This window comes from Micromonospora sp. WMMD975 (assembly GCF_029581215.1).
Classification (GTDB): Bacteria; Actinomycetota; Actinomycetes; order Mycobacteriales; family Micromonosporaceae; genus Micromonospora.
Map to the genome: position 1 here is coordinate 5,112,418 of NZ_CP120739.1, position 25,544 is coordinate 5,137,961.

Here is a 25,544-nt window from a genome sequence, read left to right on the forward strand (position 1 = left end):
ACGGGATTCCCGGCGACCATTCCCGTAAACCCTCAACCGTCCTCGCGATTCGGGTTCTCCGTGCGGAAGAAGTTGCTCTGCCGGCCGTCCCGCATCTGCTCCTGATAGATCAGGTTCAGCCGCCGCGAGTCGAATGTCCGAAACCAGTCGTCCCAGGCGATTTCCCGGATCCGGCTGCTCTCCCGGTAACCCGGAATGTTGAAGGTCAGCACCCCGGGCCGGTCGCCCCGCTCGGTGCCGGCGATGGTGGCCGGCTTCGCGCCCCGGGCCCGGGCCCAACGCTGGATCACCTCGTGGTTGCGGGTCACCAGGCTGCGACCGGGACGCTCCGGACGATCGGCGAGCGACATGATGAGCTGCGAGGACCCGATCGACCTACTGGACGCGGGCCCGCGCGTCGGCGCGGCCTGCGCACGAGCCGACGCCGCCTTCCGCGCCGGGGCCGCCTTCGCCCGTGACGACGTCACCTTGGCCCGGGACGGAGCAGCCTTGGCCCGGGACGGAGCAGCCTTGGCGCGAGACGACGTGACCTTCGCCCGGGACGGGGCAGCCTTCGCCCGCGACGACGTCGCCTTCGCGCGAGCGGGCGCCGCCTTGCGCGTACCCGTCGCCTTGGCCCTGGCACCGGTCGCCCGGGCGGCCGGGGCGGACTTGGCCGGCGTCGCCGCGCGGCGCGACGCCGTGGTGCTCTTCCTCGCCGCGGTGGTCTTCTTCGCGGCGCCGGCCCTGCGGGTGGCGGAGGGCCGGCCGGCCGGGCCGGTGCTCCGCCGGGCCGCGCCGCCACGCCCCTCCGCGCGCATGGTCCGCGCGAGTGTCTTCACCAGCTCCGGCTTGCGCAGCGTGGAGGTCCCGGAGACCCCACGACGGCGGAGCTGGCCCCGGATGTCGTCGACCTTCATCCGGGAGATCTCGGACTCCGACACCATCGGGGTGTTCGGGGTCTGGTTACCTGTTTGCCGCTTGGTGCGGGTCGCGGTCGCGCCGCGACCTGAGCTGTTGCGCTGAGCCATTGGGACACGCTCCTCGACAGTCCGTCCTCGGCCCGCGGTGGGTCCCAGTGCTCCGCACCGCGCGCTGCGGCATACCCGTCAGGAGGGTTCCGAACCTCCGGCGGCCGAACCGGCCGGGGCCGAGGGCTCGAAGAGGTGGGCGAACGCGGCCAGGTTGGCGGTCGACTCGCCCCGCTTGACCCGCCACTCCCACTCCCGGCGGATGGCGGTGCCGAACCCGATCTCCAGCATGCTGTCGAACGACTCGTCGGCGTAGGTGAGCACGGAGCCGAACAGGCGGTCCAGCTCGTCCGCGTCGACGCCGGCCAGGTTGACCCGGCCGGTCAGGTAGACGTCGCCGACCGCGTCGATGGAGAACGAGACGCCGTACATCCGCGCGTTGCGTTGGAGCAGCCAGGCCCACAGCTCCTCGCGGCGCTCGTCGGGCTGGCGCATCACGAACGCCTCGATCCGCAGCGCGTGCTCGCCGACGATCAGGTTGCAGATCGTCTTGAGCTTGTGCGTGCCCGGCAGGGTCACCGCGTACGACGTCTCGCCGGTCGACTCCCACTCCAGCTCGCGCTCCGCGCAGACGGCCTCGATCAGGGCGGCGACCTCACTCGTGCGGCTCATCGCACCCACTCTACGGTCGCCGGGCGGCGGTCGCCGGGCGGTGGCGCGGTCACCAGGAGCAGGCGAGGGCCGGATCGCCGAGCCGGCCGGCCAGCCGGGCCCGGTGCTCGGTGATCGCCTCCCCGTAGACCGTGAGCAGGCCGGAGACGGTCCGGTCCCAGGAGAAGTCGCGGGCGTGCCGCTCCGCCCCCCGGGCCAGCGCGGCCCGACGCCTCCGTTCGGGCAGCAGGCGGGCCAGGGCACGCGCCCAGTCGACCGGGTCGTGCCCGTCGATGAGCATCCCGCTGTCGCCGTCGCGTACCGCGGTGACCAGGCCGCCCACGGCGGCGGCCAGCACCGGCGTGCCACACGCCTGGGCCTCCAGCGCGACCAGCCCGAACGACTCGTTGTGCGACGGTACGGCGACCAGGTCGGCGGCCCGGTAGAGGGCGGGCAGGTCCTCGCCGATCCGCGGCGGCAGGAAACGCACCCGGTCGGCCACGCCGAGCGAGTGGGACAACTCGATCAGCGCGGTGGGCCGGTCCAGCCCGCTGCCGCTCGGACCGCCGCAGATCACCACGGTCAGCTCGCGGGCGAGCGCGGGCTCCCGTTCCCGCAGCGCGGCGATGGCGCGGATCAGCACGTCCGGGGCCTTGAGCGGCTGGATCCGGCCGACGAACGCGACCACGTACCCGTCCACGGGCAGGCCGAGACGGCGACGGGCGGCGCGGGCCGCGGCCTCCCGGTCGCCCGGGGCGGGACGAAACCGGTCCAGGTCCACGCCCGGCTCCACCACGGCCACCCGGTCGGGGTCGGCCGCGTACCGGTCGAGCAGGTCGCGGGCCTCCACCCGGGTGTTGGCGATCAGGCGGTCCGCCTCGGCGACCACCTGCTCCTCGCCGATCACCCGGGCCTTCGGCTCGGGCCGGTCCCCGGCGGCGAGGCGGGCGTTCTTGACCTTGGCGAGGGTGTGCGCGGTGTGCGCCAGCGGGACGCCCCAGCGTTCCTTGGCCAGCCAACCGACCTGCCCGGAGAGCCAGTAGTGCGAGTGGATCAGGTCGTAGTGGCCCGGTGGGCGGGCCGCCTCGGCGCGCAGCACACCGGCGGTGAAGGCGCAGAGCTGACCCGGCAGTTCCTCCTTGGTCAGCCCCTCCAGCGGCCCGGCGGTGACATGCCGGACGGTCACCCCGGGTGCCATCTCCACCACCGGGGGCAGGTCGCCGGAGGTGGCCCGGGTGAAGATCTCCACCTCGACGTCGGCCGCGGCCAACCGGCGGGCGACCTCCAGGATGTAGACGTTCATGCCGCCCGCGTCACCGGTGCCGGGTTGGTGCAGCGGCGAGGTGTGCACCGAGAGAGTGGCGATACGGCGGGGCCGGGGCCACGGCAACGCACCACGCTGACGACCGACACCGGTGTGCAACTCCGCCACGTCCGCTCCCTCTGTCACGGTTGATGCCGTCCCGCACGACCGGCGCTTCTCGGTCAACCCGTACGCCGGATGTCATCTTCCCCATCGGGGTTCGGAAATACCTGACGCGGGCTCCCGGGCGTGACGGACCTCATCGCGGCACGGGCCGGGGCGGCGGGAGAGAATGGCCGGATGACCTCTGTCGCCATCGTCACCGGAGCATCGAGCGGGATCGGCGCGGCCACCGCCCGCCGGCTGGCCGCCGAGGGTTTCCACGTGCTCGCCGCCGCGCGGCGTACCGACCGGTTGGCCGCGCTCGTCGCCGAGATCGAGGCGGCCGGCGGCGCGGCGACCGCGGTGGCCTGCGACGTGACCTCGGACGGGTCCGTCGCCGGCCTGGCCGCCGCGGCGGACGCCGCGCCCGGGCCGGTCACCCTGCTGGTGAACAACGCCGGCGGGGCCCGCGGCGTGGACCCGGTCGAGACCGCCGACGTGGGCGACTGGCAGTGGATGTACGACGTCAACGTGCTCGGCACGCTGCGGGTCACCAAGGCGCTGCTCCCCGCGCTGGAGCGCTCCGGCGCGGGGACCGTGGTGATCGTCAGCTCGACCGCCGGTCACGTCGTCTACGAGGGTGGCGGCGGCTACACGGCGGCCAAGCACGCGCAGACCGCGATCGCCGGCACGCTCCGGCTGGAACTGTCCGGGCGGCCGGTCCGGGTGGTCGAGATCGACCCCGGCATGGTGCGGACCGAGGAGTTCGGCCTGGTCCGCTTCGGCGGTGACGCCGACCGCGCCGAGGCGGTCTACGCCGGGGTGGCCGAGCCGCTGGTCGCCGACGACGTGGCCGACTGCGTCGCCTGGTGCGCCACCCGCCCGCACCACGTCAACGTGGACCAGCTCGTGGTCCGTCCGCTGGCCCAGGCCGCCCAGCACAAGGTGCACCGGAAATTCTGATGGAACGGCCGCTCGGCGTCGTCACCCGGGGCACGACGAACCCGAACCGGCTCCGGCGGGTGGACAACTGGATCGCCGCGGCCTGCGGCGATCCGCTCCGCGCCGCCGCCGACCCGCTCGTGGTGGATCTGGGGTACGGCGCCAGCCCGGTCACCGCGGTCGAGCTGCGGGCCCGGCTCGCCACCCGGGTCCGCCCGGACGTGCGGGTGGTCGGGCTGGAGATCGATCCGGTACGGGTGGCTGCCGCCGCGCCGACCGCCGACCCGCCCGGCCTCACGTTCGCCCGGGGCGGCTTCGAGCTGGCCGGGCTGCGTCCCGCGCTGGTGCGGGCGTTCAACGTGCTGCGCCAGTACGACGAGGGCGAGGTGGCCGACGCTTGGCGCACGGTCACCGACCGGCTGGCACCAGGCGGGCTGCTGGTGGAGGGGACCTGCGACGAGTTGGGGCGACTCGGCGCCTGGGTGCTGCTCGACGCCGCCGGCCCGCGCACGCTCACCCTGGCCGCGAAGCTGACCACGCTGGCGAGCCCGGCGTCGCTTGCCGAGCGGCTGCCGAAGGCGCTGATCCACCGCAACGTGCCCGGTGAGCGCGTGCACGACCTGCTCGACGCGCTGGAGCACGCCTGGCGCTCCGCCGCCGGCTACGCCCCGTTCGGCCCACGCCAGCGGTGGCTGCGCACGGTGGCGACGGTCAAGGAGTCGGGCTGGCCGGTCCAGGACCGCCCGGCCGCCTGGCGCCACGGCTACCTGACCCTCCCTTGGCCCGCCGTAGCCCCCTGATCCTCGCGGCTCGCGGCTCGCGGCTCGCGGCTCGCGGCTCGCGGCTCGCGGCTCGCGGCTCGCGGCTCCGAGATCTTGGTATCAAATGGCCCCTCTGGGGGCCTTTTCCTACCAAGATCTTCAGCCTTCCCGACATGCGGAACGCTCATCTCTCAATCTGAAAGCGGCGGATGGCTGCGGCGACCGGCGCGGCGGGCCCGCCGGATCCGCGCGGTGCGGGTGCCAGGCCGGGCGGACACCGAGGCGAGAGAGCGACGGCCGGGCGGGGCAGGCGACGCCGAGGGGTCAGATGGTGCAGTTGATCAGGACGGGCTCGGGGTGGAGGGGGACGCCGAAGCGGGCGTGCACGCCGTCGCGGATCTCCCGGGCCAGGGTCACCAGGGCGGCGGTGCTTGCCGCGCCGGACCGGTTGGTGAGCGCCAGCGTGTGCTTGGTCGAGATGGCGACGCCCTCCGGGCCGGCGTAGCCCTTGCCGAAGCCGGCCTTGTCGATCAGCCAGGCCGCGCTGACCTTCACCACGTCACCGGGGCCCGGCCAGTGCGGCGGCTCGCCCAGGTCGGCCGCGCGCTCCCGGAGCAGCTCGTACGCCTCGCGGTCCAGCACCGGGTTGGTGAAGAACGAACCCACCGACCTGGTGTCCGGGTCGGCCGGGTCGAGCACCATGCCCTTGCCGGCGCGCAGCCGCCGCACGGCGGCCCGGGCGTCGGCCAGCGGCACCCGGTCGCCGACCTCGACGCCGAGCGTGCGGGCCAGTTCGGCGTAGCGGACCGGGGCGGAGAGCGGCGAGCGGGTGAGGTGGAAGTCGACCGAGAGCACCACCCAGCGGTCGCTGTACTTGAAGATGCTGCCCCGGTAGGCGAATCCGCAGTCCGCCGCCGCGATCCGGACCACCTCGCGGCGCGTGCGGTCGTACGCCTCGACGGCGACGATCGTCTCGGCCACCTCCTGGCCGTACGCGCCGACGTTCTGGATCGGGGTCGCGCCGGCCGAGCCGGGGATGCCGGAGAGGCATTCCAGTCCCGCCCAGCCGCGTTCGACGGTGGCGGCGACCAGGTCGTCCCACGGCTCGCCGGCGGCCACCCGTACCGTGACGGTGTCGGCGTCGGCGGCGACGACCTGGAACCCCCGGGAGCGGACGAGCACGACGGTGCCGGGGAAGCCCTGATCGCCGATCACCACGTTGCTGCCGCCGGCAAGGACCAGCACTTCCTCGTCGCGGGCCTCGGCCTCGCGTACCCGGCGGACGATCCCGGTGGCGTCGGTGGCGATCTCCAGTCGGCCGGCGGGGCCGCCGAGGCGTAGGGTGGTGTAGCGCGCCAGGGTGCCCGGATCTGTCGGTCCGGTGGCGGTCGTCGGTTCGGCGTAGACGTCTGACACGCCTTTCACCCTAGGCTGAGGGGGAGCCGCGGCACCCACTGGTGGCCCGGTCACCCCCGGGAGGATGGCGATGAGCAGACTGCACCACACGAAGGACTTCTGGATCGGCGCGTTGCGGACGGAGGGTCCCGCGTTCGCCGCGGCGGTGGCGGAGGCCCCTCCCGAGACACCGGTGCTGTCCTGTCCCGGCTGGACGGTCACCGATCTCGCCCACCACCTGACCCGGATCTACGTGTGGGCGGGCACGGTGTTGGCGGCCGGCTCGACCAGCCGGCCGGAGCGGCACGAGCCGGAGCCGCCGGCCGGTCTCACCCCGGCCCAGTGGTATGCCCAGGAGTACGAGCGTCTGACCGGGATCTTCGACGGGTTGGACCCGGAGGCGCCGGCCTGGAACTTCGCGCCGCAGCCGAAGCGGGCGGGTTTCTGGCCGCGCCGGATGGCGCACGAGACCGCGGTGCACCGCTGGGACGCCCAGCTCGCCATCGGCGCGGGTGACCCGATCGAGTCCAAGCTCGCGGCCGACGGGGTGAGCGAGGTGTTGGACACCTGGCTGCCGGCGGGCCGGCGGCGCGGCTCGGGTCCGTGGCACGGGGTGGTCCAGTTGACCGCGACGGACGCCGCCCAGGAGTGGTATCTGCGCCTGCGCGGTGAGGGGGTCGCGTTGCTGGACACCGCGACGATCCTGGACCACGACGACCACCGGGCCCGGGCGCAGGTGACCGGCACGGCGAGCGACCTGCTACTGGCGTTGATGGGCCGGATCAGCTTCGACACGCTCGGCGTGGCGGGCGACCGCGGTCTGTTGGACGGCCTGCGCACGGGCTGACCGCGTCGAATTTGGGCGGAGAGGGGCGATGACCGCCCCTCTCCGCTTTTTTCGGACGCTCTGAGAGCGCTCTCTTGACACGGTCCCGGACCACCCACCAGGCTGTCGAGAGAGCGCTCTCTTAGTACCGGAACCGTCTTCCACCACCCGTTACGACCCCGAGAGGTCAGGACAGCATGCTCACCTTCACGCGCCGTCGACTGGCGGCGGTGGCCCTGGTCGCCGCCACCGCGCTGCTCGGCACCACCGGCTGCGGCGGCGACGACGAGGCCGCCGCCGACGGGCCGGTCACGCTCACCGTCGACGTCTTCGGCCAGTTCGGCTACGCGGATCTCTACCAGGAGTACATGGCCAGCCACCCCGGCGTGAAGATCGTCGAGCGGGGCACCGGCAGCAACCTCGACGAATACTCGCCGAAGCTCACCCAGTGGCTCGCCGCCGGCAAGGGCGCCGGCGACATCGTCGCCATCGAGGAAGGGCTGCTGGTCGAGTACAAGGCCAACCCGCAGAACTTCGTCAACCTGCTCGACCACGGCGCGGCCGACCTGAAGGGCGACTTCCTCGACTGGAAGTGGAACCAGGGGCTCACCGCCGACGGCAAGCAACTCATCGGCCTCGGCACCGACGTCGGCGGCATGGCCATGTGCTACCGCACCGACCTGTTCGCCAAGGCCGGCCTGCCCACCGACCGGGAGGCCGTGTCGAAGCTCTGGCCCACCTGGACCGACTACGTCAAGGTCGGCGAACAGTTCACCGCGAAGAAGACCGGCGCCGCGTTCCTGGACGCCGCGACCAACACGTTCAACACCATCCTGCTCCAGACCGCCGGCAACACCAGCGGCTACAGCTACTACGACACCGACAACAACCTGGTCGTGGGCAGCAACCCGGCGGTGCGGCAGGCGTACGACACGACGATGGACATCATCGACTCCGGCCTCTCCGGGAAGTACGGCTCCTGGTCGGAGGAGTGGGTCTCCGCGTTCAAACAGTCGAAGTTCGCCACCATCGCCTGCCCGGCCTGGATGACCGGCGTGATCGAGGGCAACGCCGGCCCTGGCGCCAAGGGCAAGTGGGACATCGCCCAGATCCCCGGTGAGGGCGGCAACTGGGGTGGCTCCTTCCTCGCCGTGCCGAAGCAGAGCAAGCACCAGGCCGAGGCGATCGAGCTGGCCAAGTTCCTGACCAGCGCCAAGGGCCAGATCGGCGCGTTCAAGGCGAAGGGCCCACTGCCGTCGTCGCCGCAGGCGCTCGCCGATCCGGCGATCGTCGACTCGACGAACGCCTACTTCTCCGAGGCACCGGTCGGCAAGATCTTCGCCGAGGGCGCCAAGAACCTGAAGCCGGTCTACATGGGACCGAAGAACCAGGCCGTACGCACCGAGGTGGAGAACGCCGTACGCACCGTGGAGTTGGGCAAACGCTCCCCGGAGCAGGGCTGGACCGACGCGGTGTCGAACGCCGAGAAGGCCGCCGCCAAGTAACCCGAGCAGCGCGTGCGGGCGGCCCCGGCGACGGGTGCCGCCCGCACCGCGGAAAGGAGTTCTCAGGTCATGGCCGTCCAGCTCGACGCCCGCCCGCCGGTCGCACCGGCCCCCCGCACCACCCGTACCGACCGGGGCCTCCGGCTCAGCCGGCTCGACACCAGATACTCGCCCTACCTCTTCGTCGCCCCGTTCTTCCTGCTCTTCGGCGTCTTCGGGGCCTACCCGCTGGCGTACACGTTCTGGGTCTCCCTGCACGACTGGGACCTGCTCGGCGCCGACCACCCGTTCATCGGGTTCGACAACTACAGCCAGTTGCTTGCGGACCCGGATTTCTGGCACTCCGTGGTCAACACGCTCGGCATCTTCGTCATCTCCACCGTCCCACAGCTGCTGGCCGCGCTCTGGCTGGCCAACCTGCTCAACCGCCAGCTCCGCGCCCGTACCACCTGGCGGATGGCGGTGCTGGTCCCGAACGTCACCTCGACCGCGGCGGTGGCGATCGTGTTCGCGGTGCTGTTCGGCCGCGACTTCGGGATGATCAACTGGGTGCTCGACCACGTCGGGGTGAACGCGATCGACTGGAAGGCCAACAGGTTCGCCGCCTGGGTCGCCATCTCCACCATGGTCGACTGGCGGTGGACCGGCTACAACGCGCTGATCTTCCTGGCCGCCATGCAGGCCATCCCCCGCGACCTGTACGAGTCGGCGGCGATCGACGGCGCCGGCCGGGCCCGGCAGTTCTGGTCCATCACCGTGCCGCTGCTCAAGCCGACGATCGTCTTCGCGGTCATCATCTCCACCATCGGCGGCCTCCAACTCTTCACCGAGCCGCGGATGTTCAACTCCGGCACCAACGCGATCCGCGGCGGGCCGCTGCGCGAGTCACAGACGGTGACCATGTACATGTTCGAGAACGCGTTCGCGCCGCACTACAACTTCGGCTACGGCTCGGCCGTCGCCTGGCTGCTCTTCGCGCTGATCGCGGTGGTCGCGGCGATAAACGTCCTGCTCCTGCGCCGACTCGGCGGCGGTTCCCGCAAGGAGGTCTCCCGATGACCCGCCTCTGGTCGGCCAGCCGGCTCACCTACCTGGCGTTGGCGCTCTCAGCCGCGCTGTCGGTCTTCCCGATCTACTGGATGTTCGTGGTGGCCAGCCGCACCAGCGACGCGATGGGCCAGGTCCCACCCCCGCTCACCCCCGGCGGCAACCTCGGCGCCAACATCGCCCGGCTGTTCGACAACACCGACGCCTACTTCCTCACCGGCCTGATCAACTCGGCGATCGTGGCCACCACCGTGACGATCTCGGTGGTGTTCTTCTCCACGCTGGCCGGGTTCGCGTTCGCGAAGCTGCGGTTCCGCGGGCGCAACGCGCTGCTGCTGACCATCGTCGCCACCATGATGGTCCCCACCCAGCTCGGCGTGATCCCGCTCTACCTGCTGATGACGAAGCTGAACTGGAACGACCGGCTGCCCGCCGTCATCGTGCCGGCGCTCGTCACCGGCTTCGGCGTGTTCATGATGCGCCAGTACGCCGGCCAGGCGGTCAGCACCGAGCTGATCGAGGCGGCCCGGATGGACGGGTGCAACACCGCCCGGATCTACTGGAACGTGGTGCTGCCCGCGCTGCGCCCGGCCGCCGCCGTGCTCGGCCTGCTCACGTTCATGACCACCTGGAACGACTTCCTCTGGCCGTACGCGGTGCTCAACGACCCGGAGAACCCGACCGTCCAGCTGTCGCTGCGGGCCCTCTCCGACGGGTACTACCAGGACATGTCGCAGGTGTTCACCGGCACGGCCATCGCTACGCTGCCCCTGCTGCTGGTGTTCGTCCTGTTCGGCCGTCAGATCATCGGCGGGATCATGGAAGGTGCGGTGAAGGCATGACGGAACTCCGTTTCCCCGAGGGCTTCGTCTGGGGCGCGGCCACCGCCGCGTACCAGATCGAGGGCGCGGCCCGCGAGGACGGTCGCGGCCCGTCGATCTGGGACACCTTCAGCCGTACGCCGGGCGCGGTGGCCCAGGGCCACACCGGCGACGTGGCCTGTGACCACTACCACAGGTACGCCGAGGACGTGGCACTGATGGCCGAGCTGGGGCTGCGGGCGTACCGGTTCTCGGTGTCCTGGCCCCGGATCCGGCCGGACGGCACCGGCCCGGTCGAGCCGCGCGGGCTGGACTTCTACGACCGGCTGACCGACGCGCTGCTGGCCCGGGGCATCGACCCGATCGTCACGCTCTACCACTGGGATCTGCCGCAGGCGCTCGAGGACCGGGGCGGCTGGACCGTCCGGGAGACCGCCGAGCACTTCGCCGAGTACGCGGTCGTCGTACACCGTCGCCTCGGCGACCGGGTCCGCACCTGGACCACGCTCAACGAACCGTGGTGCTCGGCGTACCTCGGGTACGGCGCCGGGGTGCACGCGCCCGGCCGACGCGACCCGGGGGACGCCTTCCGGGCCGTACACCATCTGCTGCTCGGCCACGGCCTGGCCGCGCGGGCGCTGCGCGCGGCCGGCGCGGAGACGATCGGGATCACGCTCAACCCGGCCGACGTGCAGCCGGCGGACGCCGGCAGCGCGGCGGACGCCGAGGCGGTGCGGCTCGTCGACGGCCTGCACAACCGGATCTTCCTGGACCCGCTGACCGGCGCCGGCTACCCGGCGGACGTGCTGGCGCACGTGAGCCGGATCGTCGCGCCGGACTTCGTCCGGGACGGGGACGAGAAGATCATCGCCGCGCCGCTGGACCTGCTCGGCCTGAACTACTACTCGCCCACCTACGTGGCGGGGCGGCCGGACGGCGGGGGCAGCGACGCGTACCCGGGCACCGCCGGCGCGGTCGAGTTCCTGCCGGCGACCGGTCCGGTCACCGACATGGGCTGGTCGATCGAGCCGGCCGGGCTGACCCGGCTGCTGGCCCGGGTGGCCGCCGACCACCCCGGCCTGCCGCTGATGATCACCGAGAACGGCGGCGCGTTCCCGGACACCACCCGGGACGAATCGGGCCGGGTGGCCGACGCCGACCGGACCGCCTACCTCGACGGGCACCTGCGCGCCGCGCACGAGGCCATCGCCCGCGGGGTCGACCTGCGCGGCTATCTCGTATGGTCGTTGCTGGACAACTTCGAATGGGCCGAGGGATACCGGAAGCGGTTCGGGATCGTCCACGTCGACTACCTGACCCAGCGGCGCACACCCAAGCAGAGCGCCCGCTGGTACCAGGAGGTGATCGCCCGGAACGGGCTGTGACGAGGTGGTGGTTACGGGGATGACGACGGCACAGCGGCCGACCCTGGAGGCGGTGGCCCGGCGGGCCGGCGTGTCCCGAGCCACGGTCTCCCGGGTGGTGAACGGCTCGACCACCGTCGCCGAGCCGATCCAGCAGGCGGTCCGGCGGGCGGTCGAGGAACTCGGGTACGTCCCGAACCTCGCCGCCCGCAGCCTGGTCACCCAGCGCACCGACTCGGTCGCGCTGGTGCTGCCCGAGGCGGCCACCCGGGTCTTCTCCGACGACCAGGTCTTCCCCGGCATCATCCGCGGCGCGGCCCAGGAGCTGGAGGCCGCGGACAAGCAGCTCGTGCTGATGCTCGCCGGCTCGCCGGCCGGGCACGAACGGGTCGAGCGGTACACCACCGGCCGGCACGTCGACGGCGTGCTCTTCGCCTCGCTGCACGGGGAGGACCCGCTGCCCGGCCGGCTGGCCCGGCTCGGCATCCCGGTGGTGTGCAGCGGCCGGCCACTCGACGGCGCCGACGTGCCCTACGTCGACGTGGACCACACCGGTGGCGTGACCACGGCGGTGGAGCACCTGATCGCCGCCGGACGGCGGCGCGTCGCCACCATCGCCGGGCCGCAGGACATGGTCGCCGGCATCGAACGGCTGCTCGGCTACCGGGCCGCGGTCACCGCCGCCGGGCTGCCGGAACTGGTCGCGTACGGCGACTTCACCCGGGAGTCCGGCACCGCCGCGATGCGCGAACTGCTCGCCGCCGACCCCACGCTGGACGCCGTGTTCGCCGCCTCCGACCTGATGGCGCACGCGGCGTTACGCGCGCTGCGCGAGGCCGGCCGGCGGGTGCCCGACGACGTCGCGGTGATCGGGTTCGACGACATCGAGACGGCCGCGTACACCGAGCCGCCGCTGACCACAGTCCGGCAGCCGATCGTGGAGCTGGGCCGGGCGATGACCCGCCAGCTCCTGCGCATCGCCGCCGGTGAGGAGGTCGAGCAGGCCCTGCTGCTCCCCACGCAGCTCATCCTCCGCGATTCCGCGTAAGGCGGGGGCCCCGCTTAACGCATTCGGTATAGGCGGGGGCCCCGCTTAACAAACCGCTCGCGGGGCGCGGGCCGGGTGGCTAGCGTCGCGCGGATGAGTGAAGCCCTGATCCGTCCCGCCCGTGCCGACGACGCCGACGGCGTGGTGGCGCTGCGCAAGCTGGTCTTTCCCTACCTGGTGCGCGGCGTCGAGTCGACCCGCCGGATGATCGCCGAGCCGCCGCCGGGCGAGGACTGGGCGGCCTGGGTCGCCGAGGCGGACGGGCAGGTCGTCGGCTGGGTGTCCGCGTACCGCAACACGCAGACCTCGACGCCCGGGGTGGGTGAGATCGCCACCCTGCACGTGCACCCGGACCACCGCCGCCGGGGCCTCGGCACCGCACTGTTCGACCACGCCTTCGGCCACGTCCGGGCGCTCGGCTCGACCCAGGTGCGCGCCCACACCCGCGCCGAGTCGCTGCCGTTCGCGCGGCGGCACGGCTTCGAGCCCACCCGCGAGCTGCACTACGCTGCGCTCGACCTGCGGCCCGCCCCGCCGATGCCGGAGCCACCGCCGGGCGTACGGCTGCTGCCGACCGCCGGGCTCGACCCGCGCCGGGTCCACCGCGTCGACGCCGAGGCGTCCCGGGACGAGCCCAGCGACGTTCCCGTCGACGCGCTCGACTACGACCTCTGGCGCCACGAGTGCTGGGAGAACCTCGGGCTCGATCGGGAGGCCAGCACCGTTGCCGAGGTGAATGGCGAGCTGGTCGCGTTGAGCCTGGTCAAGCGCGACGGCGAGCGGATGTGGTCGGACTTCACCGGCACGCTGCCCGCGTACCGGGGCCGGGGGTTGGCCCGGCTGACCAAGCTGGCCGCGCTGCACACCGCCGCGGCGCGCGGGGTGCGGACCGCGTACACCTCGAACGACGAGGCGAACGCGCCGATGCTGGCGATCAACGCGCGGCTCGGCTACCGGCGGGTGGAGAGCCTGGTGGCGTGCCGCCGCACGCTCAGCTGAGCCCGGCGGCGACCCGCGCCGCCGTCGCGTACGTGTCCGCGCCGAACAGCACCAGCCGGGCCTCGACCAGGTGCGCCGGGGTGGCCGCGTGCAGCACGGTCAACGCCTGGGTGACCGCGTCCTCGACCGGCCAGCCGTAGATCCCGGCGGAGATGAGCGGAAAGGCCACGGACAGCGCGCCCAGCTCGTCGGCGACGCGCAGGCTGTTGGCGTAGCAGTCGCGCAGGAGCGCCGACCGGTCCTCGCGCGACGCGTACACCGGCCCGACGGTGTGCACCACCCAGCGTGCCGGCAGGTCGCCGGCGGTGGTGGCGACCGCCTGCCCGGTCGGCAGCCCCCGCCCGTAGCGGGCGGCGCGCAACGCCCGGCACTCCGCCAGGATCGCCGGGCCGCCGCGCCGGTGGATCGCGCCGTCCACTCCCCCGCCGCCGAGCAGCGACGAGTTCGCCGCGTTGACGATCACGTCGACCCGCTGCGCGGTGACGTCGCCCTGGATCAGCACGGTGTCCATCTCACTGCTCCTCGGTGTGTTGGCCGAGCGACCGGCGGGCCAGCAGGGCGGCCCCGGCGACGGCGGCCGGCATGACCAGCACCGCGCCGAGCGGGATCAGGAAACACAGGAAGACCGCCACCCCGAAGCCGAGCGCGGTCGGCCGGTCGGCCCGCAGCCTCGACCGCCGGTCCGGCAGCCGCATCCCGCGCCGGTAGAACGGCGCGCCGACCAGCTCCAGCGCCAAAAACCAACCACCCACCAGGGCTCCGACCACAGGCACCACCGTCTGACCCACCACCGGGATGAAACCGGCCGCGAAGAGGGGTACGCCGATCAGCGCGGAGATGGCCACCAGGCGCAACGAGTCGACGACGCTGCGCCGCAGCGAGGCCCAGAACGGCACGTCCACCTTGCCCGGGGTGCCGCCTAGGCGGTCCTCGACCCGCTCCGAGATGGCCTCGTAGAACGGGTCGCCGACGGCGAGTGTGACCGCGGTGAAGGTGAGCACCCCGAGCAGCGCGGCCACCCCGACGACGGCCAGCCCGGCGGCGACCCGCAGCAGCCCACGTGCGGTCGACGACCAGTCGTCGGCGAACGGGGTCAGCCAGGCCGCCAGGTCGTCCACGAAGTAGAGCAGGGCGGCGAAGACGGCCAGGTAGAGCACGCCGGAGATCAGCGCCGGCACGATCCCGAGCAGCATCAGCTTCGGGCTGCGGACGTACATGCCGAGCCCGCGCAGCAGCAGGCCGGCGCCGCCGAGGAAGCGGGTGACCGCGCCGGTGACGGGCGCGACGGTACGGGAGGCGTTCACGACGGCACAGCCTAGTGGGCTCGCGCACGCCGCCGCCGGAGGTGTTAGGCGGGGCCCCCGCCTATACCGAATGCGTTAAGCGGGGGCCCCGCCTTACACAATGGGTGGGTGCGTGCCTCGCGACTGATCTCGTTGGTGCTGCTGCTCCAGTCCCGGGAGACGATGACGGCGGCCGAACTGGCGCACGAGCTGGAAGTCTCCGAACGCACCGTCTACCGGGACGTGCTGGCGCTCTCCGCCGCCGGCGTCCCGGTCTACGCCGACCGGGGGCGGGCCGGCGGTTACCGGCTGCTCGGCGGCTACCGGACCCGGCTGACCGGGCTGAGCCGGGACGAGGCGGAGGCGCTGTTCCTGGCCGGGCTGCCGGGGCCGGCCGGCGACATGGGGCTGGCCGACGCGGTGGCCGCCGCCGAGCTGAAGGTGCTGGCCGCGTTGCCGCCGAGCCTGCGGGACGCGCCGGCGCGCACCGGGCAGCGGTTCCACCTGGACGTGCCGGGCTGGTTCCGGGAGTCCGCGCCGCCGCCCCGGCTGGCCGAGCTGGCCGGGGCGGTCTGGGGAGACCGGATGGTCGAGCTGCGTTACCGGCGCGGCGACCGGGAGGTGACCCGCGCGCTCGCGCCGTACGGGCTGGTGCTGAAGAACGGGGTCTGGTATCTGGTCGGCCGTGTCGGTGCGGCGTGGCGGACGTACCGGGTGGACCGGGTGGTCGACGTCGAGGTGGGTGCGGCCGGCTTCGACCGGGACGAGCGGTTCGACCTCGGGGCGTACTGGCGGGAACAGGCCGGCGCGTTCCTGCGGGATCTGCTCCGGGAGCGGGTGACGGTACGGCTCGGACCGGCGGGCCTCCGGCTGCTGCGGCACCTGGTGGACGCGCCGTTCGTCTACGAGGAGGCGGTCGCCGCGGCCGACCGGCCCGACGGGCGGGGCCGGCTGGTGCTCCGGCTGCCCGTCGAGTCGGTCGACGTGGCGTACGGCCAACTGCTGGCGCTCGGCCCGGAGGTGGAGGTGCTGGCGCCGCCGGAGCTGCGGGACCGGTTCGCCGAGGCGGCCCGCCGGGCGGCGGCGCTCTACGCCGGGCCGCCGGAGGACCCGACCGGTCAGCGGTAGCCGGTGTCGTTGGCCGGCTTGCCGGTCGCGACCACCTCGTCGTGGTAGCGGGCCCAGTGCGGGCGGGTGCCGTCCAGGTCGGTGAAGCCGTACACCTGGGCCAGGCCGCCGCTGTCCAGCGACCGGCCGTTCCAGCGGGCCCGGTCCGGGTCGGCGGCAAGCGCGGCCACCGCCCGCCCGACGAACGCCGGCGTCTCGGACATCACGAAGTGCGGGTCGGTCTTTGCGCCGTCGCGCCAGGTGGCCTCCGTGACGCCGAAGTGCTCAAGCATCGCCTCGGAGCGCAGCCAGCCGGGGGTGAGCGCGACGGCCGTGCAGCCGTACGGGGCCAGCTCGTGCGCCTGGGTGAAGCCGAGCCGGTTCACCGACACCTTCGCCAGGTCGTAGAAGACGGACAGGCGGTAGGTGGCGTCGTTGTACGCCTTCGTGCCGTCGCCGATCTCGACGACCAGCCCGCCCGGGTTGCGGATCAGCAACGGCAGCGCGAAGTGGCTGGTGATGATGTGGGTGTCGACGGCCAGCCGGAGCGTGTGGAAGCCGGCGTCGAGCGGCTGCTCCCAGACCGGCTTCTCCCAGGTGATCAGCGGATCGGCGCCCCAGATGTCGTTGACCAGCACGTCGAGGCGGCCCTGCTCGGCGTCGATCCGCTCGACCAGCCCGCGTACCCGCTCGGGGTCGAGGTGGTCGACCGCGACGGCGATGCCGGTGCCCCCGGCGGCGGTGACCAGCTCGGCGGTCTCCTCGATGGTCTCCGGCCGATCCATCTCGGAGCGGCGCTCCCGGGTGGTGCGGCCGGTGACGTAGACGGTGGCTCCGGCGGCGCCGAGCTGGACGGCGATCTGCCGGCCGGCGCCCCGGGTCGCGCCCGCCACGAGCGCGACCTTTCCGGTGAGTGGTGAGTTCATGGGTTCACCGTGTCACCGATACCTGACACCCGACGTCCGGTTTCCCGGACGGTCCGGGTCAGTCCGCCAGGCGTACCCGGACCCGGCGGTTGGCCCGGCCCTTGCTCTCCACCTTGACCACCTGGACCTTGCCGATCTGGGCGGTGGAGGCGACGTGGGTGCCGCCGTCGGCCTGCACGTCCAGCCCGACGATGTCGACGATCCGCACCTCCTGCTCGGTCGGCGGGATCAGGTTGGACTGGGTGCGGATGATGTCCGGCAGGGCGAGCGCGTCGGCGCGCGGCAGCACCCGGACGGCGACCGACCGGTCGGCGGCCACCTCGGCGTTGACCAGCTCCTCGATGCGGGCCTTGAAGTCCGGCGGCACCTCGGGGAGGTTGAAGTCCATCCGGGCCTCGCCGGGTTCCATGTTGCCGCCGGTGACGAGCGCGCCGAAGTCGCGGAACACCACGCCGCACAGCACGTGCAGCCCGGAGTGGGTGCGCATCAGCATGGTCCGCCGGCCGTCCTCCACCGCGCCTGTGACGTCGGTGCCGACCGGCGGCAGCGGGTCGCCCTCGGCCGGGATGAGCCAGAGGTCGTCGCCCTTGCGGGTGCCGACGATCCGGGTCTGCACACCCTGCCAGAGCAGCACCCCGTGGTCCGGCGGTTGGCCGCCGCCGCCCGGGTAGAACGCGGACCGGTCCAGCACGATGCCCTGTTCGGGATCGGCCGCGAGCACCCGGCACGTCCACTCGCGCAGCGTGGGGTCGGCGAGGTCGAGTCGGTGCGTACGGCCGTGGTGTGTGACGCCCATGGGCGGTGACGTTACTCGTTGAGGAACGACGAGATGCGCCCGCGCAGGTCGGCGCGTTCGGTCCAGAGCACGCCGGGCCGGTCGTACACGTGCAGGGTGGCCGCCGGCAGCGCGGCGGCCAGCCGCTCGGCGACGGGCACCGGATGCAGGTCGTCGTCCGCGCACGCGATCACCAGGGCCGGCGCGGTGACCGCGGCGAGCGCGCCGGCGTCGTCGAGCGCGGCCTGCTCGGGCAGGCTGGCCAGGCCGGGCGCGAGCCCGTCACGCAGCAGTTGGTCGAGCCGTTGCCGCAGGTAGGACCAGCCGGCCGGGGTGTTGCGGACCGACGGCGGCAGCTCCAGCGACACCACCTCGGCGAGCGCGTGCGCGTCACCGTCGGCCACCGCGTCGAGCAGGCCGGTGAGGCGTACCCGGGCCGCCTCGCCACGTGGCGTGTCCAGCACGGCGGGAAGGAAGAAGACGAGCTTCTCGAAGCGTTCCGGGCTCTCGGCGAGCACCCGGCACAGCGCGCCCGCGCCGAGGCTGGCGCCGAACGCGCGGGTGGCGCCGCCCAGGTCGGCGACGGACCGCAGGTCACGGGCGAGGTCCAGGTAGGTCCACGGCCCGGGTGGGGAGTCGGACCGGCCGTGCCCCCGGAACTGGAAGAAGATCCGCCGCCCGGTCACGCCGCTGCCGAACGGCCGGGTGGTGGCGATGCCGTTGCCCAGCCCGTGCGCGAACACGGTGACCGGGTCGCCGACGCCGGTGACCAGGCGTTCCAGGCGCACCCCGTGCGGGGTGGCGACCAGTTCCGTCTCCGGCTCGGGCAGCGCCGGGCGGCCGGTACGCGGCCCACCGGGGCCGGGGCCCCAGGTGCGGGGGCCGCCGTCGGGCGGCGGGGGCCAGCGGAAACTTCTCACCAGGACCCTCGGCCGTCGTGCAGATCCCGCAGGCCGGGGCGCACGTCGAGCATGTAGATCAGACCGGCCGCGATGCCGACCAGCCCGAAGAGGCTGATCGGGCCGAAGCCCAGCAGGGTCAGCAGCAGGCAGACCGCCAGGATGGCGATCCAGCCGCCCTTGGGCAGCGTGCCGATGGCGGCAAAGCCGTCGCCGCGCTGGGTGAGTGCGTGCACGAGCGCCACGCCCTGGATGACAAGCGCGAAGACGAGCAGGATCAGCTGAATCACGGAGCGGACTTCGAACGCGAAGATCGGCGCGGCGTAGACCATGTCGGCAAGCTTAGGCCGAGACCCCGGAAACGTCCGACAGGACGCCGTCCGGGGTCTCGATGGACGGTGGGGTCACTCGGCGGCCGGGCGGGTCCGCTTCGTGGCCTTCGGGGTGACCGGCTTGGCGGCGGCGGCCCTGGCGGTGGTCGCCTTGGTGGCCCGGGTCCGCTTCACGGCGGCCGGCTTGGCGGCCACCGCCTCGGCGACCTCGGTCGGGCTGGGCGCCTCGGTCTTCGGGGCGTCGGCCTTCGGGGCCACGGCGGCCGGGACGGTCTCCTCGGTCGCCGCGATGTCGGCGTTGACCGTGTCGGCGGCCTCCAGCACCCCGGCGCCGACGACCCGCTCACCACGGGCGACCAGTTCGGCGTACGCGGCCAGGGCGCGCTGCTGCGCGACGTACGCGCCGGACACCACGGCGGCGGCGTTGCGGGTGGCGGCCTCGCGGAGCTTGTCCAGGTTGGCGGCCTCGCGGAGCTTGTCCAGGTTGGCGGCCTCGCGGAGCTGGTCGAGGTCGGCCTTCTGGCGCAGCTCGTAGCCGGTGCCGACGGCCTTGCCGCCGAGGTCGGTGACGACCCGGGTGCCGAGGCCGCTGACCACGGTGGGCAGCTTGCGCAGCTGCTCCAGGGCCAGCTCGCCGGCGCCGGCGGCGGCGTAGAGGGGGGCGGGGATGCGGTTGGTCTTCGACTGGGTCATGACTGCTCCTCTTCGGCCGCTCCGGCGGCCTTCCGGGCCGCCCGGCGGGCGGTCGTGCGTTCGCGGGCGGCGGTGGTCGGCGCGGGCGCGGTGCCCGCCTCGGTGACGGCTACCGATTCGAGGACCGCCTCGGTCGGGGTGCCGTCGGGCGTCACGGGGCCGGTAGCGGCCGGCGCGACGGTGGCCGGGGCCTGCGGCGCGGCGGCCGGCTCAGCGGCCTCGGTCGGGCCGGCGGTGCCGGTCGCCTCGGCCAGACGCGCGTTCTCCCGGCGGAACGTCTCGTAGATCTGGGTGAGTGACTGCTTCTGGGCCATGGTCAGCTCGGGATCGACCGCGATGGCCGCGAGCACACCCTGCCCCTCCTTGTCGTCGAGCAGCCCGGCCCGCAGGTACATGGCCGGGGTGGAGACGCGCAGCGCACTGGCGAGCTGCTGGAGCACCTCGGCGCTCGGCTTGCGCAGCCCACGCTCGATCTGGCTCAGGTAGGGGTTGCTGACGCCCGCCTGTTCGGCGAGCTGACGCAGCGAGATCTTCGCATTGCGCCGCAGGTCGCGAATGAACCCGCCGACATCGGGAAGGTCCTTGCTGGTGGCCATGACTCCACCGTAACGCGCCCTGCTAGCTGCTGCAAGCAAAACGCTAGCCACAGTTAGCGAGGTCACTCGAAGGCGGTTGCGGCCCCTTCGAGCGGTCCGTACCGTTCCATCGTGACCAAGATCGAGATCAACGGCGCCCAGCTCACGTACGACGAGGCCGGCAGCGGCAGCGTCGTGGTGCTGTTGCATGCCGGCATCGCGGACCGGCGGATGTGGCGCGAGCAGGTGCCGGCGCTCGCCGCCCGGCACCGGGTGATCGTTCCGGACCTGCGCGGCTACGGCGAGTCCGAGCTGCCGCCCACCCCGTTCGCCCACCACGACGACGTGCTCGGGCTGCTCGACGCGCTCGGCGTCGAGCGGGCCGCGCTCGTCGGCTGCTCGTTCGGCGGCCGGGTCGCGGTGGACACCGCGCTGGCCCACCCGGAGCGGATCTCGGCGCTCGCGCTGTTCGGCGCCCCGGTCTCCGGCCACGAGTGGTCCGAGGAGACCGAACAGCTCTGGGAGGAGCTGGTCGGCGACGTGGACCCGGAGGGCTTCACCGCCACCGCCGCCGGCGAGGTGCGGTTCTGGGTGGTCGGCCCGACCCGCCGGCCGACGGACGTCGACCCCGAGCTGATCCGGTTCGCCGAGGAGATGGACCGCTGGGCGCTCGCCGCCGAGCAGGCGCTCAGCGCGATCGAGGTGGGCGAGCTGGACCCGCCGGCCGTTGACCGGCTGGGCGATCTGCGGATGCCGGTGCTGGCCGCCGCCGGCGCCCACGACCTGCCCGACGTCCACCGCCTGGCCGACCGGATCGCCGCCGAGGCACCGCACGGCACCCGCCTGCCGAACGTCCCCGACGCGGCCCACCTGGTCCCCCTGGAGCGCCCCGAGCCGGTCAACGCCGCCCTGCTCGACTTCCTGCCCTGATCGCGGTCGCGGTCGCGCGCTCGTCGCCCCGGCGGGCGGGCGACCGGCTACCAGACCGGGCGGACCGCGCCGACCGGGAGACCACCGCCCAACAGGGGAAACTCGGCATACTCGGTGAGGACGGGCGCGCCCAGCCCGAGCCGGGTCAGGGCCGAGGTCAGCACCGGCATCCGGGGGCGGGCCGCGCCGTCGTCGATCTTCAGGGCGACCACGCCGACCCCCGGGACCGCCGCCGCCATCACACCCTCCGCGCCGATCTTGGCCAGCAATCCGGGTACGCCGAGCATCAGCCGGGTGTCGTCGGCCACGGTGCCGCCGACCATCTCCGGGTACGCCCGCATCGCGTCCGCGACACCCCGCTCCACCGTGCCCGGCTCGGCGGTGACCAGCCGCCGGAAGGCCCGCGCCAGCCCGGTCAACGACACCGCGTGCACCGGCGCGCCGCAACCGTCCACCCCGACCGCCGCCACCGGCTCGCCGGTGAACTCCTCGACGGTGGCGGTCACCCGCTGCTGGAGCGGATGCTCGGGCCGCCAGTAACCGTCCAGCGGCCAACCGGCGGCCAGGCAGGTGAGCAGCATGCCGGCGTGCTTGCCCGAGCAGTTCATCAGCACCCGGGACGGACCGCCGCCGGCCCGCAGCACCGCCTCCCGGGCGGCCTCGCCGAACGGCAGGTCCGCCGGGCAGTGCAACGCGTCCTCGCCCAGGCCGGCGCCCCGGAGCAACGCGACGACCCGCTCGACGTGGAACTCCTCGCCCGCGTGGCTGGCGGCGACGAGCGCCACGTCGGCCGGGTCGGTCAGCGGCAGCCCGGCCCGGAGCATGCCGACCGCCTGCAATGGCTTGTTGGACGAGCGGGGAAAGATCGGCGAGGTGACGTCACCCGCACCGGCGACCGGTGAGCCGGCGGCGTCGAGCACCACCACGGAACCCCGGTGGACGCCCTCCACGAACCCGGACCGGACCACCTCGGCGAGCGGCACGCCGCCCTCGTACGTCTTTCCCACAGGATGGACGGTACCGACGGGGCGCGGCGGTTCCGCAGCGGGGTGACCTGCGACGTCGACCCTGCCCGTACAGGGGCGTGAGCTTGCCTGCCGCTTACACGCCGAGCAGGGCGCGCGCCTCGGCGATGGTGAGCGGCGGACGCTGGGCGAGCTGCGCGAAGCCGACCGCCCGGGCGACGAGCTGCATGTTGGACTCCACCGGGCGGCCCTTCGCGTAGGTGACCGTGTCCTCCATACCGACCCGCAGGTGACCGCCGGCCGACAGCGAGGCCAGCATCACCGGGATGGTGCTGCGTCCGATGCCGGTGGCCGAGAACGTGGTGCCCGCGGGCAGGTCGCGGAGCATCTGCGCGGCGGCGACCAGGGTGGCCGTGGTGCCCGGCATGCCGCCCGGCACACCCATCACGAAGTCGACATGGACGTGCCCGCCGTGCGGCAGGCCGTACTTGCCGAGCAGCCGCTGCAACGCGGTGAGGTGACCCAGCTCGAAGATCTCGTACTCGGGGACGACGCCCCGCTCCTGCATCCGGGTGTGCAGGTCGACGATGAACTCCCAGCGGTTGAGGAACACGTCGTCCCCGAAGTTGACCGTGCCCATGGTGCAGGAGGCCATGTCCGGCGCGGCGTCCAGCACGGCGAGCCGGTGGGCCTCCGGATCGGTCACCGCGCCGCCGGAGGAGAGCTGCACGATCAGGTCGGTGCTCTCCCGCAACGCGGAGACGGTCTCCCGCAGCCGGCCCTGGTCGAGCGTCGGCCGCGCCTCGTCGTCGCGGATGTGGACGTGGATCACGGCCGCGCCGAGCGCCTCGCACTCCTTGGCGGTCAGCAGCAGCTCGTCGAGCGTCACCGGCAGCGCCGGCACCTCCGCCTTGGCCGACTCCGCGCCGGTGGGGGCAACCGTGATCAACGTCCCTGTCGTCATGCCCGGATCCTAGACGGCCGCCGTCGCACCGCCCCGCAGGTGTTAAGCGGGGGCCCCGCCTATACCGGAGGCGTTAAGCGGGGGCCCCGCCTTAACTGTCGACGGCGGCGGCGGAGTCGCCCACCATCAGGCGGGCGTCGTCGGGGGTGTTGCGCTTGAGCACGGCGAGCGCGATCTGACCCAGCTCGTAGTGGTGCACGGCGGTGCCGACGAAACCGACGGTACGACCGTCGAGCGTCACCGGCGTGCCGGCGGCCGGCGGCTGGTCGCTCGCCACGCCGTCCAGGTGCAGCAACGCCAGCCGGCGCGGAGGCTTGCCCAGGTTGTGCACCCGGGCCACCGTCTCCTGCCCCCGATAGCAACCCTTGTCCAGGTGGACGGCCGGGGCGATCAGGTCCACCTCGGCGGGAATGGTGCGATGGTCGGTGTCCACCCCGGCCCGGGCCCGTCGGGCGGCCACCCGGACCGCCTCGTACGCCCACAGCCCGGCCACCGGCACGCCGGCCTCCCGCAGCTCGGCCACCACGCCCGCCATGGCCGGGCGGGGCACCAGCAGGTCGACGCCGAGCGCCACCCGCCGGGCCCAGCCGCCGGCCGGCAGCGGCTTGACGTCGTACACCACGGAGGGTCGTGCGGGCAGCTCGCCGGAGCGGAACTTCGGACCCGGCACCCCGACCAGGTCGGGCGCGGCCAGCCCGGTGACGCCCAGGGTGTCGAGCGCGCCGGCGGCGTCCGGCCCGACAAGCGAGAGCAACGCGTGGTCGGCGGTGACGTCGCGCGGGTCGACCTTGCTGAAGAAGCGCATCTTCTCCAGGTACGACAGCAGTCCGCCGGTCATCCCCGGCTCGGTGTCCAGCCACGTGGTCTCGCCGTCCTCGGTGACGAGCGCGTGCTGCTCCACGTGCCCGTTCGGGGAGAGCACCAGCAGCTCGGTGCCCTGCCAGGGCGCCAACCCGGCCAGGTGCTGGCTGGTCAGCGTGTGCAGCCAGGCGATCCGTTCCTCGCCGGGGACCGCGAGCACGCCCCGGTGCGACCGGTCGACCAGGCCCACGCCGGTGGCGAGCGTCCGCTGTTCGCGCATCGGGTCGCCGTAGTGCGCGGCCACCGGGGCGACCCCGGCCGCCCGGTGGGCCGGCTCGGGCTGGTCCCGGGTCTGCTCGTCGATGGCGTCGGCGGCGACCGCGCCCGCGATGTCGATCATCTCTGTTCCCCGTCCTGTACGCACCTGCCGCAGACCCCGAAGAGCGCGACGTGCCCGATGTCGACCTGGAATCCGCGCTGCCGTGCCAGTTGGTCGGCGAGCGGCCGGAGCATCTCCGGGGAGATCTCGTCGATCGCCCCGCACTCCCGGCACACCAGGTGCACGTGCTGGTGCTCGCCCGCCGCGTGGTAGGTCGGCGAGCCATGCGACAGGTGGGTGTGCGCCACCAGGCCGAGCCGCTCCAGCAGCTCCAGCGTGCGGTAGATGGTGGTGATGTTGACCCCGGCCGCCACCTCACGGACCGCCGTGTGCACCTGCTCCGGGGTGGCGTGCCCGAGATCCAGGACAGCCTGGAGGACCAACTGCCGCTGCGCCGTCAGCCGCAGCCCGCGCGAGCGGAGCAGTTCCGCGAGGGAGGATTCGGACACCCTCCGATCATAGTTCGGCCGCCGCAGTTGCCCTGCGCCCGTGGCGGGCCGGGTGGGTCAGCCGGCTACGCGGGTCAGGCGGGCGGAGAGGTGCGGGCTCAGGGGGTGGCCCATGGCAGCCATCTCCTGGGCGTACAGCAGGGCGCCCTCGACGATGCCGAACAAGCGGGCGCCGGCCGTGACCTCCTTCGCCGTGGCGGTACGGACGACCGCGTCGGTGGCGAACTCGATCTGGGTGCCCCTGCGCTTGCCGATGTGCAGTTCCATCACGCCGGTCGGCACGCTCATCAGCGCCTCGATCTCGTCGGTGACCCGGTCGCCGTCGAGCACCGGACGCCACCAGCCCACCTCGCGACCGGCCGGGCGGACCGGGCGGCTCTGCTCGTCCAGGATCCACGCCCGGGACTCGTAGAGCAGGAACGGTCGGCCGTCGTGGCTGATCCGGATCTCCTGGGCGAAGTCGAAGTCCTCGATCGTCGGGAAGCCGCCGCGACCCCGGCCGCGCCACACCCCGATGTACGGCAGCAGACCGTCCAGGCTCGGGTGCAACTTCGGGCCGACACGCAGGTCGTGGCTCTCCTCGTAGGGATATTCCTCGACCGGCGGCGCGTTCAGCCACGGCGGCTGAAGCGGATTCTCACTCACCATTTACCTCTTGCTATCCGGACCGCGACATAGACGAGGCCACCGGCGAACGCGCCCAGGCCGGCGACCAGCAGGCTGACGAACCCGATCTCGGTAACCATCCGGGC

Annotated in this window: 29 protein-coding genes; 11 read left to right on the plus strand and 18 right to left on the minus strand. The window is 73.2% G+C overall.

The window, feature by feature from the left end; translation table 11 throughout:
- Positions 1-32: 32 nt before the first annotated feature.
- From O7613_RS22610 to mshA, 3 genes are all read right to left on the minus strand, one after another.
- Entirely contained in the window at positions 33-926 is an 894-nt protein-coding gene (locus O7613_RS22610) for a hypothetical protein (RefSeq protein ID WP_282294593.1), read from the minus strand.
- A 162-nt stretch (positions 927-1,088) separates the two neighbouring features.
- Positions 1,089-1,622: a YbjN domain-containing protein gene (locus O7613_RS22615; RefSeq protein WP_281586463.1), complete on the minus strand. Its 534-nt coding sequence runs from the start codon at positions 1,620-1,622 to the stop codon at positions 1,089-1,091.
- A 49-nt stretch (positions 1,623-1,671) separates the two neighbouring features.
- A complete protein-coding gene (gene mshA, locus O7613_RS22620) occupies positions 1,672-3,033 on the minus strand; it encodes a D-inositol-3-phosphate glycosyltransferase (protein WP_282289858.1) in 1,362 nt (453 codons plus the stop codon).
- Positions 3,034-3,204: 171 nt separating this feature from the next.
- Between mshA and O7613_RS22625 the strand changes: the two genes are divergently transcribed.
- Together O7613_RS22625 and O7613_RS22630 are read left to right on the plus strand one after the other, a co-directional pair.
- Positions 3,205-3,969, plus strand: coding sequence for an SDR family oxidoreductase (locus tag O7613_RS22625; RefSeq protein WP_281586461.1), 765 nt, complete (start codon positions 3,205-3,207; stop codon positions 3,967-3,969).
- Positions 3,969-4,748: a class I SAM-dependent methyltransferase gene (locus O7613_RS22630; protein ID WP_282289861.1), complete on the plus strand. Its 780-nt coding sequence runs from the start codon at positions 3,969-3,971 to the stop codon at positions 4,746-4,748. Before O7613_RS22625 ends, O7613_RS22630 begins: the two co-directional genes overlap by 1 nt.
- Positions 4,749-5,033: 285 nt before the next feature.
- Here O7613_RS22630 and O7613_RS22635 read toward each other — a convergent pair whose 3' ends face one another.
- Positions 5,034-6,125 (minus strand): UDP-N-acetylmuramate dehydrogenase, encoded by a 1,092-nt coding sequence (locus tag O7613_RS22635; RefSeq protein WP_282289863.1) that lies wholly within the window; start codon positions 6,123-6,125, stop codon positions 5,034-5,036.
- Between the two features lie 70 nt (positions 6,126-6,195).
- Here O7613_RS22635 and O7613_RS22640 point away from each other — a divergent pair, with 70 nt between their 5' ends.
- The 7 genes from O7613_RS22640 to O7613_RS22670 all read left to right on the plus strand — a co-directional run bounded on the left by O7613_RS22640 (position 6,196) and on the right by O7613_RS22670 (position 13,714).
- A complete protein-coding gene (locus O7613_RS22640) occupies positions 6,196-6,951 on the plus strand; it encodes a maleylpyruvate isomerase family mycothiol-dependent enzyme (RefSeq protein ID WP_281586459.1) in 756 nt (251 codons plus the stop codon).
- Positions 6,952-7,127: 176 nt separating this feature from the next.
- On the plus strand, positions 7,128-8,435 hold the full coding sequence (locus O7613_RS22645; protein WP_282289864.1) for an extracellular solute-binding protein: 1,308 nt from the start codon (positions 7,128-7,130) through the stop codon (positions 8,433-8,435).
- Between the two features lie 69 nt (positions 8,436-8,504).
- Positions 8,505-9,494, plus strand: coding sequence for a sugar ABC transporter permease (locus O7613_RS22650; protein ID WP_282289866.1), 990 nt, complete (start codon positions 8,505-8,507; stop codon positions 9,492-9,494).
- Entirely contained in the window at positions 9,491-10,324 is an 834-nt protein-coding gene (locus tag O7613_RS22655; protein ID WP_282285038.1) for a carbohydrate ABC transporter permease, read from the plus strand. The genes O7613_RS22650 and O7613_RS22655 overlap by 4 nt, the downstream gene beginning before the upstream one ends.
- Positions 10,321-11,688, plus strand: a complete 1,368-nt coding sequence (locus tag O7613_RS22660) for a GH1 family beta-glucosidase (RefSeq protein ID WP_282289867.1) — start codon at positions 10,321-10,323, stop codon at positions 11,686-11,688. Before O7613_RS22655 ends, O7613_RS22660 begins: the two co-directional genes overlap by 4 nt.
- Positions 11,689-11,707: 19 nt before the next feature.
- Positions 11,708-12,715: a LacI family DNA-binding transcriptional regulator gene (locus tag O7613_RS22665; protein ID WP_281586454.1), complete on the plus strand. Its 1,008-nt coding sequence runs from the start codon at positions 11,708-11,710 to the stop codon at positions 12,713-12,715.
- A gap of 93 nt (positions 12,716-12,808) precedes the next feature.
- Positions 12,809-13,714 (plus strand): GNAT family N-acetyltransferase, encoded by a 906-nt coding sequence (locus O7613_RS22670; protein ID WP_282289870.1) that lies wholly within the window; start codon positions 12,809-12,811, stop codon positions 13,712-13,714.
- Here the strand turns inward: O7613_RS22670 and O7613_RS22675 are convergent.
- Together O7613_RS22675 and O7613_RS22680 are read right to left on the minus strand one after the other, a co-directional pair.
- Positions 13,707-14,225 carry an O-acetyl-ADP-ribose deacetylase gene (locus tag O7613_RS22675; protein ID WP_282289872.1) on the minus strand — a complete coding sequence of 173 codons (519 nt, stop codon included), beginning with the start codon at positions 14,223-14,225 and terminating at the stop codon, positions 13,707-13,709. The genes O7613_RS22670 and O7613_RS22675 overlap by 8 nt on opposite strands.
- 1 nt (position 14,226) lies before the next feature.
- Positions 14,227-15,018 (minus strand): EI24 domain-containing protein, encoded by a 792-nt coding sequence (locus O7613_RS22680; RefSeq protein ID WP_281586451.1) that lies wholly within the window; start codon positions 15,016-15,018, stop codon positions 14,227-14,229.
- A gap of 108 nt (positions 15,019-15,126) precedes the next feature.
- Here O7613_RS22680 and O7613_RS22685 point away from each other — a divergent pair, with 108 nt between their 5' ends.
- On the plus strand, positions 15,127-16,125 hold the full coding sequence (locus O7613_RS22685) for a WYL domain-containing protein (RefSeq protein ID WP_282289874.1): 999 nt from the start codon (positions 15,127-15,129) through the stop codon (positions 16,123-16,125).
- Here the strand turns inward: O7613_RS22685 and O7613_RS22690 are convergent.
- The 6 genes from O7613_RS22690 to O7613_RS22715 all read right to left on the minus strand — a co-directional run bounded on the left by O7613_RS22690 (position 16,116) and on the right by O7613_RS22715 (position 20,325).
- Positions 16,116-17,030: an SDR family oxidoreductase gene (locus O7613_RS22690; RefSeq protein ID WP_282289876.1), complete on the minus strand. Its 915-nt coding sequence runs from the start codon at positions 17,028-17,030 to the stop codon at positions 16,116-16,118. The genes O7613_RS22685 and O7613_RS22690 overlap by 10 nt on opposite strands.
- Before the next feature lie 58 nt (positions 17,031-17,088).
- Entirely contained in the window at positions 17,089-17,826 is a 738-nt protein-coding gene (locus O7613_RS22695; protein WP_282289877.1) for an alanyl-tRNA editing protein, read from the minus strand.
- An 11-nt stretch (positions 17,827-17,837) separates the two neighbouring features.
- The gene (locus O7613_RS22700) at positions 17,838-18,725 is read right to left on the minus strand and encodes an alpha/beta hydrolase (protein WP_282289878.1); all 888 of its coding nucleotides are present in this window, start codon (positions 18,723-18,725) and stop codon (positions 17,838-17,840) included.
- On the minus strand, positions 18,722-19,036 hold the full coding sequence (locus O7613_RS22705; RefSeq protein ID WP_281586446.1) for a DUF2516 family protein: 315 nt from the start codon (positions 19,034-19,036) through the stop codon (positions 18,722-18,724). Before O7613_RS22705 ends, O7613_RS22700 begins: the two co-directional genes overlap by 4 nt.
- A gap of 72 nt (positions 19,037-19,108) precedes the next feature.
- Positions 19,109-19,729, minus strand: a complete 621-nt coding sequence (locus tag O7613_RS22710) for a hypothetical protein (RefSeq protein WP_282289879.1) — start codon at positions 19,727-19,729, stop codon at positions 19,109-19,111.
- Positions 19,726-20,325 (minus strand): helix-turn-helix transcriptional regulator, encoded by a 600-nt coding sequence (locus tag O7613_RS22715; RefSeq protein WP_281586444.1) that lies wholly within the window; start codon positions 20,323-20,325, stop codon positions 19,726-19,728. Before O7613_RS22715 ends, O7613_RS22710 begins: the two co-directional genes overlap by 4 nt.
- A gap of 111 nt (positions 20,326-20,436) precedes the next feature.
- On the opposite strand from O7613_RS22715, the gene O7613_RS22720 reads away from it, so the two are divergent.
- Positions 20,437-21,234 (plus strand): alpha/beta hydrolase, encoded by a 798-nt coding sequence (locus tag O7613_RS22720; RefSeq protein ID WP_282289881.1) that lies wholly within the window; start codon positions 20,437-20,439, stop codon positions 21,232-21,234.
- A gap of 47 nt (positions 21,235-21,281) precedes the next feature.
- Here the strand turns inward: O7613_RS22720 and O7613_RS22725 are convergent, their stop codons facing one another.
- The 6 genes from O7613_RS22725 to mtfM all read right to left on the minus strand — a co-directional run bounded on the left by O7613_RS22725 (position 21,282) and on the right by mtfM (position 25,538).
- Positions 21,282-22,241 carry an asparaginase gene (locus O7613_RS22725; protein WP_282289883.1) on the minus strand — a complete coding sequence of 320 codons (960 nt, stop codon included), beginning with the start codon at positions 22,239-22,241 and terminating at the stop codon, positions 21,282-21,284.
- Positions 22,242-22,335: 94 nt separating this feature from the next.
- The gene (locus tag O7613_RS22730; RefSeq protein WP_282289885.1) at positions 22,336-23,163 is read right to left on the minus strand and encodes a 3-keto-5-aminohexanoate cleavage protein; all 828 of its coding nucleotides are present in this window, start codon (positions 23,161-23,163) and stop codon (positions 22,336-22,338) included.
- A 91-nt stretch (positions 23,164-23,254) separates the two neighbouring features.
- Entirely contained in the window at positions 23,255-24,364 is a 1,110-nt protein-coding gene (locus O7613_RS22735) for a folate-binding protein (RefSeq protein WP_282289887.1), read from the minus strand.
- Positions 24,361-24,792 (minus strand): Fur family transcriptional regulator, encoded by a 432-nt coding sequence (locus O7613_RS22740; protein ID WP_282289888.1) that lies wholly within the window; start codon positions 24,790-24,792, stop codon positions 24,361-24,363. The genes O7613_RS22735 and O7613_RS22740 overlap by 4 nt, the downstream gene beginning before the upstream one ends.
- A 57-nt stretch (positions 24,793-24,849) precedes the next feature.
- Positions 24,850-25,440 carry an FABP family protein gene (locus O7613_RS22745; RefSeq protein WP_281586438.1) on the minus strand — a complete coding sequence of 197 codons (591 nt, stop codon included), beginning with the start codon at positions 25,438-25,440 and terminating at the stop codon, positions 24,850-24,852.
- Positions 25,434-25,538, minus strand: coding sequence for a small membrane protein MtfM (mtfM, locus tag O7613_RS22750; RefSeq protein WP_281586437.1), 105 nt, complete (start codon positions 25,536-25,538; stop codon positions 25,434-25,436). The genes O7613_RS22745 and mtfM overlap by 7 nt, the downstream gene beginning before the upstream one ends.
- Between the last annotated feature and the right edge of the window lie 6 nt (positions 25,539-25,544).

Bases quoted from the DNA above. Each gene is read 5' to 3' on its own strand.
- O7613_RS22610 (WP_282294593.1), bottom strand. From the start codon at position 926: ATGGTGTCGGAGTCCGAGATCTCCCGGATGAAGGTCGACGACATCCGG.
- O7613_RS22615 (WP_281586463.1), bottom strand. From the start codon at position 1,622: ATGAGCCGCACGAGTGAGGTCGCCGCCCTGATCGAGGCCGTCTGCGCG.
- O7613_RS22625 (WP_281586461.1), top strand. From the start codon at position 3,205: ATGACCTCTGTCGCCATCGTCACCGGAGCATCGAGCGGGATCGGCGCG.
- O7613_RS22630 (WP_282289861.1), top strand. From the start codon at position 3,969: ATGGAACGGCCGCTCGGCGTCGTCACCCGGGGCACGACGAACCCGAAC.
- O7613_RS22640 (WP_281586459.1), top strand. From the start codon at position 6,196: ATGAGCAGACTGCACCACACGAAGGACTTCTGGATCGGCGCGTTGCGG.
- O7613_RS22645 (WP_282289864.1), top strand. From the start codon at position 7,128: ATGCTCACCTTCACGCGCCGTCGACTGGCGGCGGTGGCCCTGGTCGCC.
- O7613_RS22650 (WP_282289866.1), top strand. From the start codon at position 8,505: ATGGCCGTCCAGCTCGACGCCCGCCCGCCGGTCGCACCGGCCCCCCGC.
- O7613_RS22655 (WP_282285038.1), top strand. From the start codon at position 9,491: ATGACCCGCCTCTGGTCGGCCAGCCGGCTCACCTACCTGGCGTTGGCG.
- O7613_RS22660 (WP_282289867.1), top strand. From the start codon at position 10,321: ATGACGGAACTCCGTTTCCCCGAGGGCTTCGTCTGGGGCGCGGCCACC.
- O7613_RS22665 (WP_281586454.1), top strand. From the start codon at position 11,708: ATGACGACGGCACAGCGGCCGACCCTGGAGGCGGTGGCCCGGCGGGCC.
- O7613_RS22670 (WP_282289870.1), top strand. From the start codon at position 12,809: ATGAGTGAAGCCCTGATCCGTCCCGCCCGTGCCGACGACGCCGACGGC.
- O7613_RS22675 (WP_282289872.1), bottom strand. From the start codon at position 14,225: ATGGACACCGTGCTGATCCAGGGCGACGTCACCGCGCAGCGGGTCGAC.
- O7613_RS22690 (WP_282289876.1), bottom strand. From the start codon at position 17,030: ATGAACTCACCACTCACCGGAAAGGTCGCGCTCGTGGCGGGCGCGACC.
- O7613_RS22695 (WP_282289877.1), bottom strand. From the start codon at position 17,826: ATGGGCGTCACACACCACGGCCGTACGCACCGACTCGACCTCGCCGAC.
- O7613_RS22705 (WP_281586446.1), bottom strand. From the start codon at position 19,036: ATGGTCTACGCCGCGCCGATCTTCGCGTTCGAAGTCCGCTCCGTGATT.
- O7613_RS22710 (WP_282289879.1), bottom strand. From the start codon at position 19,729: ATGACCCAGTCGAAGACCAACCGCATCCCCGCCCCCCTCTACGCCGCC.
- O7613_RS22715 (WP_281586444.1), bottom strand. From the start codon at position 20,325: ATGGCCACCAGCAAGGACCTTCCCGATGTCGGCGGGTTCATTCGCGAC.
- O7613_RS22730 (WP_282289885.1), bottom strand. From the start codon at position 23,163: ATGACGACAGGGACGTTGATCACGGTTGCCCCCACCGGCGCGGAGTCG.
- O7613_RS22735 (WP_282289887.1), bottom strand. From the start codon at position 24,364: ATGATCGACATCGCGGGCGCGGTCGCCGCCGACGCCATCGACGAGCAG.
- O7613_RS22745 (WP_281586438.1), bottom strand. From the start codon at position 25,440: ATGGTGAGTGAGAATCCGCTTCAGCCGCCGTGGCTGAACGCGCCGCCG.
- mtfM (WP_281586437.1), bottom strand. From the start codon at position 25,538: ATGGTTACCGAGATCGGGTTCGTCAGCCTGCTGGTCGCCGGCCTGGGC.